Origin of the sequence: Amycolatopsis sp. PS_44_ISF1 (assembly GCF_032335455.1) — a bacterium.
Classification (GTDB): domain Bacteria; phylum Actinomycetota; class Actinomycetes; order Mycobacteriales; family Pseudonocardiaceae; genus Amycolatopsis.
Genome location: NZ_JANUXO010000004.1, coordinates 465305 through 482985 on the forward strand (window position 1 = coordinate 465305; position 17681 = coordinate 482985).

At 72.8% G+C, this 17681-nt stretch carries 13 protein-coding genes; 2 read left to right on the forward strand and 11 right to left on the reverse strand.

The window, feature by feature from the left end; all coding sequences use genetic code 11:
- Positions 1-27: 27 nt before the first annotated feature.
- Together smc and NYF13_RS32030 are read right to left on the reverse strand one after the other, a co-directional pair.
- A complete protein-coding gene (gene smc, locus NYF13_RS32025; RefSeq protein ID WP_315661668.1) occupies positions 28-3630 on the reverse strand; it encodes a chromosome segregation protein SMC in 3603 nt (1200 codons plus the stop codon).
- Positions 3631-3799: 169 nt separating this feature from the next.
- Positions 3800-4087 carry an acylphosphatase gene (locus tag NYF13_RS32030; RefSeq protein ID WP_315661669.1) on the reverse strand — a complete coding sequence of 96 codons (288 nt, stop codon included), beginning with the start codon at positions 4085-4087 and terminating at the stop codon, positions 3800-3802.
- A gap of 200 nt (positions 4088-4287) precedes the next feature.
- Between NYF13_RS32030 and NYF13_RS32035 the strand changes: the two genes are divergently transcribed.
- A complete protein-coding gene (locus NYF13_RS32035; RefSeq protein ID WP_315661670.1) occupies positions 4288-4950 on the forward strand; it encodes a hypothetical protein in 663 nt (220 codons plus the stop codon).
- Between the two features lie 81 nt (positions 4951-5031).
- Here the strand turns inward: NYF13_RS32035 and NYF13_RS32040 are convergent, their stop codons facing one another.
- From NYF13_RS32040 to NYF13_RS32080, 9 genes are all read right to left on the reverse strand, one after another.
- Complete coding sequence (locus NYF13_RS32040; protein ID WP_315661671.1) at positions 5032-5730, reverse strand: response regulator; 699 nt, start codon at positions 5728-5730, stop codon at positions 5032-5034.
- A gap of 213 nt (positions 5731-5943) precedes the next feature.
- The gene (locus NYF13_RS32045) at positions 5944-8559 is read right to left on the reverse strand and encodes a sensor histidine kinase KdpD (RefSeq protein WP_315661672.1); all 2616 of its coding nucleotides are present in this window, start codon (positions 8557-8559) and stop codon (positions 5944-5946) included.
- Between the two features lie 4 nt (positions 8560-8563).
- Positions 8564-9175: a potassium-transporting ATPase subunit C gene (locus NYF13_RS32050; RefSeq protein ID WP_315661673.1), complete on the reverse strand. Its 612-nt coding sequence runs from the start codon at positions 9173-9175 to the stop codon at positions 8564-8566.
- Positions 9172-11265 (reverse strand): potassium-transporting ATPase subunit KdpB, encoded by a 2094-nt coding sequence (gene kdpB / locus NYF13_RS32055; RefSeq protein ID WP_315661674.1) that lies wholly within the window; start codon positions 11263-11265, stop codon positions 9172-9174. Before kdpB ends, NYF13_RS32050 begins: the two co-directional genes overlap by 4 nt.
- A 147-nt stretch (positions 11266-11412) precedes the next feature.
- The gene (kdpA, locus tag NYF13_RS32060) at positions 11413-13071 is read right to left on the reverse strand and encodes a potassium-transporting ATPase subunit KdpA (RefSeq protein ID WP_315661675.1); all 1659 of its coding nucleotides are present in this window, start codon (positions 13069-13071) and stop codon (positions 11413-11415) included.
- 37 nt (positions 13072-13108) lie between these two features.
- Entirely contained in the window at positions 13109-13210 is a 102-nt protein-coding gene (gene kdpF / locus NYF13_RS32065) for a K(+)-transporting ATPase subunit F (protein WP_315661676.1), read from the reverse strand.
- A 497-nt stretch (positions 13211-13707) separates the two neighbouring features.
- A complete protein-coding gene (locus NYF13_RS32070) occupies positions 13708-14211 on the reverse strand; it encodes a GNAT family N-acetyltransferase (RefSeq protein WP_315661677.1) in 504 nt (167 codons plus the stop codon).
- 187 nt (positions 14212-14398) lie between these two features.
- Positions 14399-15400 (reverse strand): Gfo/Idh/MocA family oxidoreductase, encoded by a 1002-nt coding sequence (locus NYF13_RS32075; protein WP_315661678.1) that lies wholly within the window; start codon positions 15398-15400, stop codon positions 14399-14401.
- Between the two features lie 199 nt (positions 15401-15599).
- Complete coding sequence (locus NYF13_RS32080; RefSeq protein WP_315661679.1) at positions 15600-16601, reverse strand: LacI family DNA-binding transcriptional regulator; 1002 nt, start codon at positions 16599-16601, stop codon at positions 15600-15602.
- Between the two features lie 144 nt (positions 16602-16745).
- On the opposite strand from NYF13_RS32080, the gene NYF13_RS32085 reads away from it, so the two are divergent.
- Complete coding sequence (locus NYF13_RS32085) at positions 16746-17633, forward strand: sugar phosphate isomerase/epimerase (RefSeq protein WP_315661680.1); 888 nt, start codon at positions 16746-16748, stop codon at positions 17631-17633.
- Positions 17634-17681: the final 48 nt, after the last annotated feature.

Sequence of the window (17681 nt, forward strand, 5' to 3'; positions counted from 1 at the left end):
GGGCCGGGGCAGGAACGATCACCGGGTTCAGGAGGCCGGCACCGGCTCCTCTTCGGCCGTGCGCAGCCGCTGCGAGATCACCTTGGTGATGCCGTCGCCCTGCATGCTCACGCCGTAGAGCGCGTCGGCGATCTCCATGGTCGGCTTCTGGTGGGTGATGATGATCAGCTGCGAGGAGTCGCGAAGCTGCTCCAGCAGCCCGATCAGCCGGCGCATGTTGGTGTCGTCCAGCGCCGCCTCGACCTCGTCCATCACGTAGAAGGGTGAGGGCCGGGCGCGGAAGATGGCCACCAGCATGCCCACCGCGACCAGCGACTTCTCGCCACCGGAGAGCAGCGAGAGCCGCTTGACCTTCTTGCCCGGCGGCCGCGCCTCGACGTCGACGCCGGTGGCCAGCAGGTCGTTCGGCTGGGTGAGCACCATCCGGCCCTCGCCGCCGGGGAACAGCACGCCGAACACGGTCTCGAACTCGCGGGCGACGTCGGTGTAGGCCGAGGCGAAGACCTCCAGGATCTTCTCGTCCACCTGCCGGATCACCGCCTCCAGGTCCTTGCGGGTGTCCTTGAGGTCTTCGAGCTGGGTGGACAGGAACTTGTACCGCTCCTCCAGCGCCGCGAACTCCTCCAGCGCCAGCGGGTTGACCTTGCCCAGCAGCGAGAGGTCCTTCTCCGCGCGCTTGGCCCGGCGGGCCTGGGTGTCGCGGTCGAACGGCATCGGGGGCGGCGGCGTGACGTCCTCGCCGCGCTCCTTGGCCGCCTCGTACTCGGCCATCTCGCCGGCGCTCGGCGGCACCGGCACGTCCGGGCCGTATTCGGCGACCAGGTCCTCCAGGCCGATGCCGAAGTCCTCGGCGATCTTGGTCTCGAGTGTCTCCAGCCGGAGCCGCTGCTCGGCCCGCAGCACCTCGTCGCGGTGCACGGCGTCGGTCAGCTTCTCCAGCTCGCCGGACAGCTCGCGGACCTTGCCGCGCACGGCGGTCAGCGCCGTCTCCCGGGTCTGGCGCCGGGCCTGGGCCTCGTCGCGCTCGGCCGCGGCGCGCTGCACGGAGTGCTCGATCCGCTCCAGCGCCAGCTCACCGGCGTCGACCACGGCGTTGGCGATCTCGGCCCCGCGCTCCCGGGCTTCACGGGCCTTGGCCGCGCGCTCGCGGGCCTGCTGTTCGGCGTGCGCGGCGCGGCGCAGGGATTCGGCGCGCCCGGCGATGCTGCGCGCCCGCTCCTCGGAGGTGCGCTGCGCCAGCCGCGCCTCCATCTCCTCCTGCCGGACCACGGTCAGCTGGGCCACGGCCTCGTCGCGCTCGGCGGTGTCCGGGTCGTCCTGCACCGGCTGCTCGGCCACGGCGGCGAGCCGTTCCTCCAGTTCGGCCAGCTCGACCATGACCTGCGCCCGGCTCTGCTCGACCTTCGCGCGCTGGCCGGTGAGCCGCTCGACCTCGGCCTGCGCGGACCGCGCGGCCTGCTGCATCCGGCTGAGCCGCTCCGACGAGCGCGCCTTGCGGACCTTGGCGTCACCGAGGGCGTCCTTGGCCTGGCTGACCTCCTCCCGGCGGGCCTGCTGCTCGGCGCGGGCGCCCTCCAGTTCGGCGGCGAACCGCTCCAGCGCGCGCTCGGCGACGCGCAACCGCTCCCCCGCCTCGTCCACCGCGGCCTGGACCTCGATCACGCTCTCCCGGGCGGCCGAGCCGCCGGCCACCCAGCCGGCGCCGAACACATCGCCCTCGGCCGTCACCGCGCGCACGTCCGGGTGGGCCTCGACCAGCCGCTGCGCCGCCTCCAGCCCGGGCACCAGGGCGAGCTGGTCCAGCGCGTGCTCGACCGCGGGACGCAGCCGCTCCGGCGCGTGGACCACCTCGCGGGCCCAGCGCGCGCCGGACGGCAGCATCGGCCACGAGCTGGTGTCCACAGTGGATGCATCCCGGCCCAGCACGATGCCCGCGCGCCCGGAATCGTTGTCCTTCAGGTACTTCAGCGCGTGCAGCGCCTCGGTCCCGCCCGTCACGGCAACGGCGTCGGCCACCGGCCCGAGCGCGGCGGCCAGCGCCACCTCGTGCCCCGGCTCGACGGTCAGCAGCGCGGCGACCGAGCCCAGCAGCCCGGGCAGCTCGTGCGACGCGCCGAGCAGCGCGCCCGCGCCGTCCTTGCGCTTGAGGCCCATCGACAGCGCTTCGACCCGTGCCCGCTCCGAAGCGATCTCACGCTCGGCCCCGCGCTCGGCCTTCACCAGCTCCTCGACGCGAGCCTTGGCCGCGTTGTTGGCCTCGACCGCCCGGTCGTGGTGTTGCCTCAGGTCGGCGTCGTCGGACTCCTCGACCCCGCCCGCGGCCTGCGCCTCCTCCAGCTCCTCGATCGCGAGCTCGGCGCGCTCGGCCGATTCCTCCAGGGAGACGGTGAGCCGGTCGATCTCGTCGGCGGTGGCCCCGTTCTTGCTGCGCAGCGCTTCGACCTGGCCGGTCAGCTTGGCCATGCCCTCGCGCCGGTCGGCGATCGCCCGGACCGCGGCCCAGTGCGCGCGCTCGGCCGCCTGCACCCGTTGTTCCAGGTCTTCGCGCCGCAGCACGGTCTCGGCCAGCAGCTCGCGGGCCTCCATCACGGCCTCGTTGAGCTCCTGCTCCCGCTCGGCCACCTGCTCGGCCTCGGCCAGCAGCTCCTCCGGGTCACGGCCGCCGGTGGGCGCGGAGACGTCGGAGGAGAGGTGGCGCTGGCGCTCCACGGCCAGCCGCACGGTGCCGCGCAGGCGCTCGGCCAGCGCGGACAGCTTGTACCAGGTCTCCTGGGCGGTCTGCAGCTTCGGCGCGTCCTCGGCCAGCGAGGCCTCCAGCTCGGTCTCCTCGGCCGCGACCACCTCCAGCGCCTGCTCCACCTCGGCGCGGCGCTGGCGGGCGGTGCGCTCGTCGGCCTCTTCCCGGGCCAGCGAGCCGCGCTGGGTGACCAGGTCGTCGGCGAACAGGCGCAGCCGCGAGTCCCGCAGCTCCGACTGGACCCACTGCGCCTTGCGCGCGATCTCCGCCTGCTTGCCCAGCGGTTTGAGCTGGCGGCGCAGCTCGGTGGTGAGGTCGCCGAGCCGGTCCAGGTTGCCCTGCATGTTGGTGAGCTTGCGCAGGGTCTGTTCCTTGCGCTTGCGGTGCTTGAGCACCCCCGCGGCCTCTTCGATGAAGGCGCGGCGCTCCTCGGGCTTCGATTCGAGGATGGCGGCCAGCTGGCCCTGCCCGACGATGACGTGCATCTCGCGGCCGATACCGGAGTCCGACAGCAGCTCCTGGACGTCCATCAGCCGGCAGCGGTCACCGTTGATCTCGTACTCGCTCGCGCCGTCGCGGAACATCCGGCGGGTGATGGAGACCTCGGCGTACTCGATCGGCAGCGCCCCGTCGGCGTTGTCGATGGTGAGCGTGACCTCGGCCCGGCCCAACGGGGCGCGGCCCGCGGTGCCGGCGAAGATGACGTCCTCCATCTTGCCGCCACGCAGGTCCTTCGCGCCCTGGGTGCCCATGACCCAGCGCAGCGCGTCGAGCACGTTGGACTTGCCCGAGCCGTTCGGCCCGACCACGCAGGTGATCCCGGGCTCGAAGCGCAGCGTGGTGGCCGAGGCGAAGGACTTGAAGCCCTTCAGCGTCAAGCTTTTCAGGTGCACTGGGTGCGGACCCCTCTGGCCTCGGGTATTTCGATCGGACCAGGCTACCCGGGCCGCCGCGGTCATCGTGGGAGGCCGCCGGGACGGGCGCGCCTAGCACAGGATCAGTTGCCACGGCAACCCCTCCGGCCTCACCCGTCCCCTCCGCCCCAGCCGGCCCGGCTGGGTCTCAGCGTTCGGTGAAGCCCGTCAGCCCGCCTTGGGCCTCGGACCAGCGTTCGACCACGTGATCCACGCTTCCGGGTGATTTCCCGGACCGGAGGGCGGCCAACAACCGCTCACAGTGTTCTCGTGCACCCTCTGCCACCACCTCGACCCGCCCGTCGGGCCGGTTGCGGGCGAAACCGGTCAGCCCCAGCTCCAGCGCGCGGCTCCGGGTCCACCAGCGGAAACCGACCCCCTGGACCTGTCCGTGCACCCAGGCCGCCAGCCGTGCGGGTGTTTCTCGTTCGCTCATCCGGCCATTCTGCCGCCGGCCGCGCGGCTGCGGACAGTCACCACAGGTGGTCCACGGCCGCGCTCCGGGGGCGGGGCCGGTGATAGCCTCCCCGCCGAGGTCAGCGTCCAGGGCCGCTCGTCGGTCCGGCAGCAGTGCCCGGGCACCGGTTGACCCCGAGCGCACCACGACCCCCGCGCCACGTCTGGTAAGGAGCCTGCATGTCCCGTCCCGACGGGCCGGATCCGAGCACCCGAATCTCCGTCGCCCCGCCGAAGGGCGCGAGCGGCCTGATGAGCCGCGCCGGCTACGCCATCCTCGGCGTGAGCGGACTGGTCGTGGCCACCGCGTTCGCCGCGATGGCCGAGCTGGCCGGCCCCGGCGCCACCGCGGCCGACACCACCACCATCCCCGGCGGCGGCCAGGGCACCCTGCCCGGCAGCTCGCAGCTGGTGACCGGCAGCGCGGTCCCCGGCGCCCCGGCCTCCGGTCCGGGCGGCTCCACCGCGCCCGCCACCCCGACCACGGTGGTCTCGGTCGGCGCGGACGGCGTCCCGACCACCTCGGTCGTCACCCCCCAGCCCCATCCGCCGAATCCGCCCGCCCCGGGCAACCCCGGCGGCGGTCCCCCGCCCCCGGGCGGCGGCACCGCACCGGTGGAGACGACCACCGGCCGCAACGACCCGCCGACCTCGCACACCGTCACCCCGCCGTCTTCGGTGTCCTCGAAGCCGACCACCCCGCCGTCTTCGGACAGCCCGCCCAGCTCGCCGACCACCAGCCAAGGCGGGGGCGGCAGCACCAGCGGCCAGCCGCCGAGCAGCAGCGGGACCACCGGCCGTTCGTCCACTTCGGACACCACCCCCGCGGGCCACGGCCGCTAGCACCGCGCGGGGCCGGCCCCGTGACGCGTCCTGGACCGCCGGCTCGCCCTAGCGGGCCGCGGAGACCGCTGAGCCGGACCGCTAAGCCTCGAACCGGTACCCCATCCCGGGCTCGGTCAGCAGGTGCCGCGGCCGTGAAGGCTCCGGTTCCAGCTTGCGCCGCAACTGGGCCAGGTACACCCGCAGGTAGTGCGATTCCGTCTCGTACGACGGGCCCCACACCTCGTGCAGCAGCTGCTTCTGCGCCACCAGCCGGCCGCGGTTGCGGACCAGCAGCTCCAGCACGCCCCACTCGGTCTTGGTCAGGTGCACCTCGCGGCCCTCGCGGCGGACCTTCTTCGCCGCCAGGTCGATGGTGAACGAGCCGGTGTCCACCACCGCCTCCGCGCCGTCCGAGCCGGCCACGGCCGAGCGGCGCACCGCGGCGCGCAGCCGGGCCAGCAGCTCGTCCATGCCGAAGGGCTTGGTCACGTAGTCGTCGGCGCCCGCGTCCAGCGCCTGCACCTTGTCGGCCGAGTCGCCGCGCGCGGACAGCACGATGATCGGCACCGTGGTCCAGCCGCGCAGGCCGGCGATCACCTCGGTGCCGTCGAGGTCGGGCAGGCCGAGGTCCAGCACCACCACGTCCGGCTTGGTCTCCGCCACGGCCTTGAGCGCCGCCGTGCCGTCGTGCGCGGTGATCACCTTGTAGCCCCGCGCGGTCAGGTTGATCCGCAGCGCCCGCACGATCTGCGGCTCGTCGTCCACCACCAGCACGGTGGCCGTCCGATCAGGACTCATGACGCCTCCTGTGTCTTGCGGGACACCCGCACCCGCCCGGCCCGGCGAACGGCAGCCGCGATCGCGTGCTCACCGGGCCCCTGCGTCTTGCGGGACACCCGCACCCGCCCGGCCCGGCGAGCGGCTGGCGCGATCGTGTGCTCACCGGGCCCCTGCGTCTTGCGGGACACCCGCACCCGCCCGGCCCGGCGAGCGGCTGGCGCGATCGTGTGCTCACCGGGCCTCCTGTTCCACGGCCTGGTCGATGAGCAGCAGATCCTTGTCGGGGTGCTGCCCGGTGTAGGCGGGCAGCGAGATCACCACGGTCAGCCCGCCCCCGGGGGTGTCCTCGGCCCGGATCGAGCCGCCCATGGCCTCTGTGAACCCCTTGGCGACCGACAGCCCCAGGCCCACCCCCGGCGCCGAGTCCCGGTCGCCGCCGAGCCGCTGGAACGGCGCGAAGGCCGAATCCGCCGTGCCCTTGCGCAGCCCGCGCCCGTGGTCGACGATGCGCAGCTCCACCTGGTCGGAGTGGGCGCTGGCCCGGGCCGAGACCGGCCGGCCGGAGACCCGGTCGGTGCCGTGGCGCAGCGCGTTGTCCAGCACGTTCGCGATCACCCGCTCCAGCAGGCCGGGATCGGCCAGCACCGAGGGCAGCCGCGCGTCCACCGCGGCCTTCACCCCGCGCGAGTTGTCCACGTTGGACAGGGCGTGGGCGAGCACCTCGTCGTAGCCGACCGGGCGCAGCGACGGCCGCACGGCGCCGGTGGCCAGCCGCGAGGAGTCCAGCAGGTTGTCGATCAGCCCGGCCAGCCGGTCGGCCGACTCCTCGATCGCCTCCATCAGCTCGCCGGTGTCCTCTTCGGACAGTGACAGATCGGGCGCGCGCAGGCTGCCGATGGCGGCCTTGATCGAGGTCAGCGGCGTGCGCAGGTCGTGCCCCACGGCCGAGAGCAGCGTGGTGCGCAGCTCGGTCGCCTCGGCCTTGCGCTCGGCCGCGGCCGCGGCGGCGGCCATCCGCTGCTGGCGCAGGGCCAGCAGAGCCTGCCCGGCCACCGCTTCCAGCACCCGCCGGTCCGAAGCCGGCAGCGCCCGCCCGCGCAGGGTCAGGTGGACGTCGGCGGTCACGGCGATGTCCACGTCGGCCTCGTCCGGGTCGGCGCACGGGTGGTGGCCGGCCGAGGCCACCTCCCGCCACTCGCCGTCGCGCTTTTCCAGCAGGGTCACCGAAGTCAGGCCGAAGTTCTCCCGCACCTTGGCCAACAGCCGCTCGATCGGGTCGGCGTGGGTCAGCACGGTCCGGGCGTAGGAGGCCAGCAGCGAAGCCTCCGTCCGCGCCCGCGCCGCCGCGCTCCCCCGCCGCGCCGCCGACGCCACGACCAGGGCCACCAGCACCGCGACCACGATCATGGCGACGAGCGTGACCACGTTCTGCGGGCTGTGCACGTCCAGCGTGTACAGCGGGGGCGTGAAGAAGAAGTTCAGCAGCCCGGCCCCGAACACGGCCGCGAGCAGCGCCGGGCCGAGGCCGCCGACCAGCGCGACGATCACCGTGGCCAGCACGTAGAGGATCACGTCGGTGGAGAACTCCACCGTGTCCCGCAGCAGCGCCCCGAGCCCGGTCGCGAGCACCGGCAGCAGGATGCTGAGCACCCAGCCCAGGACCAGCCGCGAAGGCGCCAGCGGGCTGCTGCCGAACCGCGCGCGCAGCCGCCCGCCCGCGTAGGAGTGGGTGACCATGTGCACGTCGATCGAGCCGGACTGCTGGATCACCGCGGCGCCGATGCCCTCGTCGAACAGCCGCGCCACCCGCGAGCGTCGCGAGGTGCCGATCACCAGCTGCGTCGCGTTGACCCCGCGGGCGAAGTCGAGCAGCGCGGTCGGCACGTCGTCGCCCACCACCGTGTGGAACGTGGCGCCGACCTCGTCGGCCAGCGTGCGTGAGCGGGCCATCGCGCCCGGCCCGGTCTTGAACGAGTACCGCCCGGACAGCCCGTCACCGCTGAGCACGTGCACGATCTGCAGCTCCGCGCCCGCCCGGGTGGCGATCCGGCTCGCGCGCCGGATCAGCGTCTCGCTCTCCGGCCCCCCGGTGACCGAGGCGACCACCCGCTCGCGGGCCTCCCAGGTGTCGGTGATCTTCTGCTCGGCGCGGTAGCGCTGGAGCGCGACGTCGACCTGGTCGGCCACCCACAGCAGCGCCAGCTCGCGCAGCGCGGTGAGGTTGCCGGGGCGGAAGTAGTTGCCGAGCGCGGCGTCGATCCGCTCGGCCGGGTAGACGTTGCCGTGCGCGAGCCGCCGCCGCAGCGCCTCCGGGGTGATGTCGACCAGCTCCAGCTGCTCGGCCCGGCGCACCACCCCGTCCGGCACCGTCTCCTGCTGCGCCACGCCGGTGATCCGCTCGACCACGTCGTTGAGGCTCTGCAGGTGCTGCACGTTGACCGTGGACAGCACGTCGATGCCGTGGGCCAGCAGCTCGTCGACGTCCTGCCAGCGCTTGTCGTGGCGCGCGCCGGGCACGTTGGTGTGCGCCAGCTCGTCGACCACCACGACCTCGGGCCGGCGCGCGAGGATCGCTTCGAGGTCCATCTCGGCGAACTCGTGCCCGCGGTGGCTCACGGTGCGCCGCGGCACGACTTCGAGCCCGTCGAGCAGGTCCGCGGTCTTCTTGCGGCCGTGGGTCTCGACCAGCCCGATCACCACGTCCGTGCCGCGCTCGGCGCGGCGCCGGGCCTCGCCCAGCATGGCGAAGGTCTTGCCCACGCCCGGAGCCGCGCCGAGGTAGATGCGCAGCTCTCCCCGGCGCGGCTTCGAGGGCCGTTCGGTGCCCGGCCCGGTTTCGGTGCTCACGCTGTCAGTGTGCTCCAGGCGCGGCCGATTGCACGGCCAAGTTGAGCTGGAGCACGTTCACGCCGGGCACGCCGATCCCGGCGCCCGAGGTGTTCGCCTCGACCAGCCGCCGCACCCGGTCCTCGGCCAGCCCGGTGTGGCGGGCCACCCGGGCGATCTGCAGGTCGGCGTAGGCCACGCTGATCGACGGGTCCAGCCCGGAGGCCGAAGCGGTCACCGCGTCGGCCGGCACCTGGTCCGGGCCGACCCCCTCCCGCTTCGCGATCGCGTCCTTCCGCTCGGTGATCGACTTCACCAGGTCCTCGTTGTACGGGCCCTTGTTGGACGCGCCCGAGGTCGACGGGTCGCCGGGGCCGAGCGCGTCCTTCGAGCCCGCCGAAGGCCGGTTGTGGAACCAGGGGTCGCGCGCCGGGTCCGCCGCGACCGGGTCGACCCCGATCAGCGAGGAGCCCACCGCCTGGCCGTGCTGCGTGACGATCGAACCCTCGGCGTTCGCTTCGAGGCCGGGGATCCGCCCGACCGCCCACACCGCGAGCGGGTAGACCAGCCCGAGCAGGACGGTCATCGCGAGCAGGACCCGCAGGCCCGCCCAAGTCTGTTTCACCATGGTGTTCACCCGATTCCCGGAATGAGCCGCACGAGCAGGTCGATCACCCAGATCCCGAGGAACGGGCTGACGATCCCGCCGAGGCCGTAGATCAGCAGGTTGCGCCGCAGCAGTGCGGACGCCGAGGAGGGCCGGTACCGCACGCCGCGCAGGGCGAGCGGGATCAGCGCGACGATGATCAGCGCGTTGAAGATGACCGCGCTCAGGATCGCCGACCTGGGGGTGGCCAGGTGCATGATGTTCAGCGCGCCCAGCTGGGCGAAGATGCCGGTGAACATCGCGGGCAGGATGGCGAAGTACTTCGCCAGGTCGTTGGCCACGCTGAAGGTGGTCAGCGCGCCGCGGGTGATCAGCAGCTGCTTGCCGATCTCCACGATCTCGATCAGCTTGGTCGGGTCCGAATCGAGGTCGACCATGTTGCCGGCCTCCTTCGCGGCCGACGTGCCGGTGTTCATCGCGACGCCGACGTCCGACTGGGCCAGCGCGGGCGCGTCGTTCGTGCCGTCGCCGGTCATCGCGACCAGCCGCCCGCCCTCCTGCTCCTGCTTGATCAGCGCCATCTTGTCTTCGGGCTTGGCCTCGGCGAGGTAGTCGTCGACCCCCGCGTCCTCGGCGATGGCCTTGGCGGTGAGCGGGTTGTCGCCGGTGATCATCACCGTCTTGATGCCCATGGTGCGCAGTTCGGCGAACCGCTCCTTCATGCCCGGCTTGACCACGTCGGACAGCCGGATCACGCCGCACACGCTCGCCCGCGTGCCGTCGGACTCCGCGACCACCAGCGGGGTCCCGCCCTGCTGGCTGATCTCGTCGACCACGCGCTCGGTTTCGTCCGGCATGTCGCCGCCGTGCTCGCGCACCCACTCGCGCACCGCCGCGGTGGCCCCCTTGCGGACCTGGCGCCCGCCGAAGTCGATACCGCTCATCCGCGTCTGCGCGGTGAACGGCACGAACTCGGCCAGCTTCTCGTCCTCGTCGGCCTGCGCCGGCAGCCCGTGCTCGCGCACGGTCAGCTCGACGATGCTGCGGCCCTCGGGCGTGCCGTCGGCCAGGCTGGACAGCCGGGCCGCGTGGGCCAGCTCGTCCTTGGCGGACCCGCCGACCGGGATCAGCTCGGTGGCCTTGCGGTTGCCGAAGGTGATGGTGCCGGTCTTGTCCAGCAGCAGCGTCGAGACGTCGCCCGCCGCCTCCACGGCGCGGCCGGAGGTGGCCAGCACGTTGCGCTGCACCAGCCGGTCCATGCCCGCGATGCCGATCGCGCTCAGCAGCGCGCCGATCGTGGTCGGGATCAGGCAGACCAGCAGCGCGGTCAGCACCACCACGGACTGCTCGCTGCCCGAGTACGCGGCCATCGGCTGCAGCGCCACCACCGCGAGCAGGAAGATGATGGTGAGCGTGGCGAGCAGGATGGTCAGCGCGATCTCGTTCGGCGTCTTCTGCCGGGACGCGCCTTCCACCAACGCGATCATGCGGTCCACAAAGGACTCACCGGGTTTGGTGGTGATCTTGACCACGACCCGGTCGGACAGCACCGTGGTGCCGCCGGTGACGGCCGAGCGGTCCCCGCCCGACTCGCGGATGACCGGGGCCGACTCACCGGTGATGGCCGATTCGTCCACCGTCGCGATGCCTTCGACCACGTCGCCGTCACCCGGGATGACCTCACCGGCCTCGACCACCACGAGGTCGCCGACGCGCAGGTCCACCCCGGGCACGCGCTCCTCGGAGCCGTCCTCGGTCAGCCGCCGCGCGACCGTCTCCTTCTTGGACTTCCGCAGCGATTCGGCCTGCGCCTTGCCGCGCCCTTCGGCCACGGCCTCGGCCAGGTTCGCGAACAGCACGGTGAACCAGAGCCAGATCGCGATCAGGACGGTGAACACGCTCGGGTCCGTGACGGCGAAGACCGTGGTCAGCGCCGAACCGACCCAGACCACGAACATGACCGGGTTCTTCAACTGGTGCTTCGGGTTGAGCTTGCGCAGCGCCTCGGGCAGCGAGGTCCAGAGCTGGCGCGGGCTGAACACCCCCGCCCCGACCCGCCCCGCGTTCTCCGCCGGGTGCTGCCGACCCTCCACCGGGGTCCGTTCTTCGGTAACGGTCATGCCAACTTCTCCTGTGTCTTGCGGGACACCCGCACCCGGTCGGCATTGCGAGCAGGCTGGCGCAATGGTGTCCTCACAACGCCTCCTGTGTCTTGCGGGACACCCGCACCCGGTCGGCATTGCGAGCAGGCTGGCGCAATGGTGTCCTCACAACGCCTCCGCGATGGGTCCGAGCGCGAGCGCCGGGATGAAAGTGAGGGCCGCGACGAGCACGATGGTGCCGGTGAGCATCGAGCCGAACAGCGGTCCGGTGGTGGGCAGCGTGCCGGCGGTCTCCGGGACCTTCTTCTGCGCGGCCAGCGAGCCGGCCAGGCACAGCACCGCGATGATCGGCACGAACCGGCCGATCAGCATGGCCACCGAGAACGAGGACTGGAACCAGTCGCTGGTCGCGGTCAGCCCGCCGAACGCGCTGCCGTTGTTGTTGCCGGTGGAGGCGTAGCCGTAGAGCACCTCGGACAGCCCGTGCGCGCCGCCGTTGCCCAGGGCCCCCACCGTGTCCGGCAGCATCAGCGCGATGCCCGAGCCGATCAGCACCACCGTCGGCATCGCCAGCATCGAGAGGGCGGCGCAGGTGACCTCGCGCTTGCCGAGCTTCTTGCCCAGGTACTCCGGGGTGCGCCCGACCATCAGCCCGGCCAGGAACATCGCGATGATGGCCAGCACCAGGATGCCGTACAGGCCGGTGCCGACCCCGCCGGGCGAGATCTCGCCGAACAGCATGTTCAGCAGGGGCGCGCCGCCACCGAGCCCGGACAGGCTGTCGTGCGCTCCGTTCACCGCGCCGGTGGAGGTTCCCGTGGTGGTGTCGGCGAAGATCGAGGTCAGGCTCAGGCCGAAGCGCTGTTCCTTGCCCTCCAGGTTGGCGCCCGCGGCCAGCGCGGCCGGGCTGGTCGTCATCGCCTCGGAGAGCCAGGTGACGGCCAGCATGGCCGCCCACAGCACGCCCATCACCGAGAGCAGCACGTAACCCTGCTTCTTGTTGCCCACCAGCTTCCCGAAGGTGCGGGTCAGGCTGACCGGGACGACCAGGATCAGGAACAGCTCGATCAGGTTGGTCCAGGCATTGGGGTTCTCGAACGGGTGCGCGGAGTTGGCGTTGAAGATGCCGCCGCCGTTGGTGCCGAGCTCCTTGATCGTCTCCTGGCTCGCCGCCGGGGCCAGCGCGATGGTGCTCCGGCTGCCGTCCGGGTTGGTCACGGCCACCCCCGAGTGCAGGCTCTGCACCACACCGAGCGCCATCAGCACGATCGCGAAGACGAACGCCATCGGCAGCAGCACCCGGATCGTGCCGCGGGTCAGGTCCACCCAGAAGTTGCCCAGCCGGTCGGTGCGCGAGCGGACGAATCCGCGCGCCACCGCGATCGCCACGGCCAGGCCGACGCCCGCGGAAAGGAAGTTCTGCACCGTCAGCCCGGCCATCTGCACGAAGTGGCCCATGGTCGTCTCGGGCACGTAGGACTGCCAGTTCGTGTTGGTCACGAAGCTCACCGCGGTGTTGAACGCGACCGCCGGCGAGACCGCGCCGCGCCCGAAGTTCCACGGCAGCAACGGTTGCAGGCGCTGGAGCAGGTACAGCAGGACGATCGAGGCCAGCGAGAAGCCGAGCACCCCGGCCGCGTAGGTCGGCCAGCGCTGCTCGGAGCCGGGGTCGACCCGGACCAGCTTGTAGAAGCCCTTCTCGAACCGGGTGTGCTTCTCGCTCGAGAAGACCCGGGCCAGGTAGTCGCCGAGGGGCCGGTAGACCACCGCCAGCGCCACCAGCAGGAGGCCGACCTGGATCAGGCCGGCCGTGAGGTCAGTCATTTCGGTCCCTCCGCGGGAAAAAGCACTTCGGGACGCATCAGAACTTCTCCGGCCGCACCAGCGCGATGAACAGGTAGACGATCAGGCCCAGCGCCAGCAGCCCGCCGACGATGTTGGCCACAGCCGAGGCGCCGCTCACAGCTTCTCCAGCCCGCGCAGCGTCAAAGCCAGCACCACGAACACGCCGATCAGCAGAACGGCGTACAGCAAGTCGGCCACTAGGCACCTCTCAAGACGGGTCACCCGAGTCGGGTGACCGGCGGACGTGCCGTCACTCTGCGGTCCCGGCCCAGGTTGGCGAGCCCGGGCTGACGGGTCCTTGATGCCGCCCCTACGGCCGTTTACGCGTTCTTGACGCCGGGTGACGGCCGCCACCGCGAGACCTTCCGCCATTCGGGGAAGCCCGGATCGGTCACGGACAGCCACCGTCGAGCGCCAGATGACACAGCAGGTAGCAGGACGACGACAGAGCGTGCAATTCGGGCAGACATCAGGCCGCCGCCGGGGTGCACCGGTGTTTCCGACCGGATGTCGCAGGCGGACCCGGCCACGATCAGCGTCACCGTCCGCGACGCGCGGGAACGGCCCGCCCTCCTTCCTCGTGAGGACGGGCCGGCCACCCGCTTGCGGCCCGGGTCAGAGCTCCAGCCGGGCGTCCACTTCCGCACCGTGCACGTCGAGTTCGGCGCCGGTGCCGCGCAGCAGCCGGCGGGCCGCGGTGTTGTCCACTGTGGTCGAAGCGATGAACCGGGTGGCGCCCCCGTCGCGCGCGGACTCCAGGAGCACCTCGGCCACGCGCTTGCCGATGCCGCGGCCCCGGGCCCAGCGGCCGAGCCACACCCCGGCCTCCACCTCGATCGCCGAGCCGCCGAGCACCGGCTGAAGCCGCGCGGCCCCCGCCGCCCGCCCGTCCACTTCGACCAGCCAGGTGGTCTCGATCGCCGTGTCCGGATCGAGCGAGCGCCGCCGGTGGAAGGCGAGGAACGCCGCCCGCCGCCCGGGGGTCCAGCCCGGCGGCCCGTCGACCGGCGGCATCACCTCGTGCGGTTCGGCGCCGTCGACCGCGGCCGCCAGCAGCCGGGCCAGGGCCGGTTCGTCGAGCGGGGTCAGGACGATCTCGAAGTCGGAAAGTCCGGTCACCCGGGAAGCTTGGCACGACCATCCGGGGAAGGCGAGCCGGTAATACCGCTTACCACCACGGCCGCGGGCGGTCTGCCCCATTGAAGGCTTTTCCGCCGGTCCGGACGCGCCGCGAACGTCGGCACCGCACCCGCACGAACCCGTTACCGGCCCGGGCCCCGCCGGTGACGCCCGCCCCGGTACCGCGCTACCGGCGGACTTCGGCCACCTCCACCGGACGGCGCTCGCGGCGGGAAACTTCGCAGGCTTCGGCGATGTAGAACGCCTCCAGCGCGTCCCGCGCGCCGGCCGGGCTGGGCTCACGGCCCGCGGCGACGTCCAGGAACACCTTCAGCTCCGCCGCGTAAGCGGGGCGGAACCGCTCCATGAAACCGGGGTAGGCCGGTCCGGGCAGTGGGGTGGAACCGGGCTCGGCCGAGCGCAGCGGGGCGCGGTCGTCCAGCCCCACCACCACGTTCGCGGCGGAGCCGAGGGCCTCGAAGCGCACGTCGTAACCCGCGCCGTTGTAGCGGGTGAGCGAAACCGTGGCGAGGGTGCCGTCGTCCAGGGTCAGGATGGCGGCGGCGGTGTCGACGTCGCCGGCCTCGGCGAAAAAGGTCTCGCCGCGGTTGCCGCCCAGCGCGTAGACCTCCGAGACCTCGCGGCCGGTGACCCAGCGGATGATGTCGAAATCGTGCACACCGCAGTCGCGCAGCAGCCCGCCGGAGTGGCCCACGTATTCCGCCGGCGGGGGCGCCGGGTCGAGCGTGGTGGCCCGGACCGTGTGCAGCCAGCCGAGTTCGCCGCTGTCCACCGCCGCACGCGCCGCCCGGTAGCCGGCGTCGAACCGGCGCTGGAAACCGATCTGCACCGGCACGTCCGAGCCCTCGATCCGGTCGAGCACGGCGAGCGTGCCCGGGATGTCCGCGGCCACCGGCTTCTCGCAGAACACCGGGATGCCCGCGTCCACCGCTTCGATGATCAGCGCCGGGTGCGCGTCGGTGGCCGCGGTGACCACCAGCCCGTCGAGCCCGGCGCCGAACAGCGCCTCGATGCTCTCCGCGGCCTCGACCCCCAGCTTCGCCCCGGCCGCCTGCGCTCGCGCGGTGTCGACGTCGGCGACGACCACCGAAGACACGCCTTCGAGGCCCTTGAGCGTTTCGGCGTGCGCGGTGCCGATCCGGCCGGTACCGGCCAGTCCCATCCTCATCGTCGAACTCCTCACTATCGTGCCGGTGCGGTCGGCGGCGGGCCTGGCGCGACGTCGCGGCCTTGGCCCGGGTGCAGCAGCGGACGCTCTCGGCCCCGTGCACACGGGTGTCGCCGAACTGCGAGTCCTTCCAGCCGGGTGGCGCCGTCGATCCAGTGCCGGACGGTTTCGGGCCCAGGGATCTCCCGCTTCCGGGCGGTCACGGGCGGGCCGCGGTGGTCGAGCGGACCACCAGCGAGGGGTCGAGCAGGTGCCGAACCGGTTTCGCGCGCTCGCCGCGCACGCGCTCCAGCAGGGTTTCGAGCGCCAGCCGGCCCATCTCGGTGCGCGGCTGGTCCACAGTGGTCAGTGAGATGTGCCGGAGGCCGGCCAGCGAAGTGTTGTCGTAGCCGACCACGGACACGTCGCCGGGCACCCGCAGGCCGTTCTCCTCCAGCGCCGAGATCGCGCCGACGGCGTTGAAGTCGTTGCCCGCCACCAGCGCGGTCGGCAGTCCGGGCCGCGCGTGCTCGGTCAGCAGCTCGCGCACCGCCTTCTCCCCGGCGGTGTCGGTGTGCTCGCTGCGCACCACGATCGGCTCCAGCCCGTGCGCACGCATCGCGGCCACGAAGCCTCGCCGGCGCGCGGCGGCGCCGGCCGCGGGACCGCCGTCGAGGTGCGCGATCCGCCGGTGGCCGAGGCCGGCCAGGTGGCCGACGGCCAGCGCGGAACCGGCCTCGCCGTCGTCGTTGACCGTGTCGACGCCGGCCGCCCGCGAGGTCCGGGACACCAGCACGGTCGGGCACTGGAGCGCGGCGGCCTCGATGGCCGCGGCCGGCACCACCGGCGAGAGCAGCACGAGACCGGCCGGGCGGAAGGACAGCAGGCTGCGCAGCGCCGCGCTCTCCCGCGCGGGCACCCGTCCGCCGGTGTTGAGGATCAGGTCGAACCCGGCGGCCTGCGCGGCCGCGTCGAGACCCTCCACCACGTCGGCGAAGAAGGCGTTGCGCAGGTCGTTCACCATCACGCCGAGCACCGTGGACGTCCGGCTGGCCAGCGACCGCGCCATCACGTGCGGCGAGTAGCCCAGCTCGGCCGCCGCGTCGAGCACGGCTTGACGGCGGCTCGCGGACACCTTGGGCGAGTCGTGCATCACCAGGGACACCAGTGAGCGGGAGACCCCCGCCCGCGCGGCGACGTCCTCCATGGTGGGCCTCACCATTCGCCGTCCTCCTCCCCCCGGGCCCGGGCTTCGGCCTTGACTTCGCCGTGACGGACGTTACATCCTTGGAGCGCTCCAATCAATAGAGCGCTCCAACGCCACCCGGCGGGGACCGCCGCGAAGGACACCGACGGAGAGGGATCCATGACCGCGAAGCCGACCATCCGGGTCGCCGCCGCGCCGATCTCCTGGGGCGTGTGCGAGGTGCCGGGCTGGGGCCGGGTGCTCGACGCGCCGGCCGTGCTGGGCGAGATGGCCGAACTGGGGCTCACCGCCACCGAGCTGGGCCCGCCCGGATACCTGCCGCGTGATCCGGGTGAGCTGAAGTCGCTGCTGGGCGGCCACGGGCTCCGGCTCGTCGGCGGCTTCCTCGCCGTGGTGCTGCACCGGGACCCCGAAGCGGCGCTCGCCGAGGCCGAGGACTCCGCCGCGCTGTTCGCCGCCTGCGGGGCCGAGGTGCTCGTGCTCGCGGCGGCCACCGGGCTCGGGGGTTACGACGAACGGCCCCCGCTCGACGAGGCCGAATGGTCCACTTTGGTCGGTACCGCCGCGAAGATCCGCGACGTGGCGGCGAAGCACGGGCTCAAGACCGTGCTGCACCCGCACGTCGGCACGCACGTGGAAACCCGGGCCGAGGTCGAGCGCTTCCTCGCCGGCTCACGCCTGCCGCTCTGCCTCGACACCGGCCACCTGCTGATCGGCGGCACCGATCCGGTCGAGCTGGCCCGGAGGCACCCCGGGCGCATCGGGCACCTGCACCTGAAGGACGTGCGCGGTGAGCTGGCCGAGGCCGTCCGCTCCGGGACCCTGGCCTACACCGAGGCCGTGGGCCGGGGCCTGTACGTCCCGCTCGGAGAGGGTGACGTGGACATCGAAGCCATGGTTCGCTTCGTGCACGAAGCAGGCTACGACGGCTGGTACGTCCTGGAGCAGGACACCGCGCTGGACGAACGCAGCCCGCTGGACCGGCCGAAGCGGGACGTGGCGGCCAGCCTCGCCCACCTCGGCGCCATCGTCAGCCGGCTCGGCTGAGGCGGTACCGGAGGAAGAGCGGTATCGAAGGAAGAAGCGAGGAGAGAC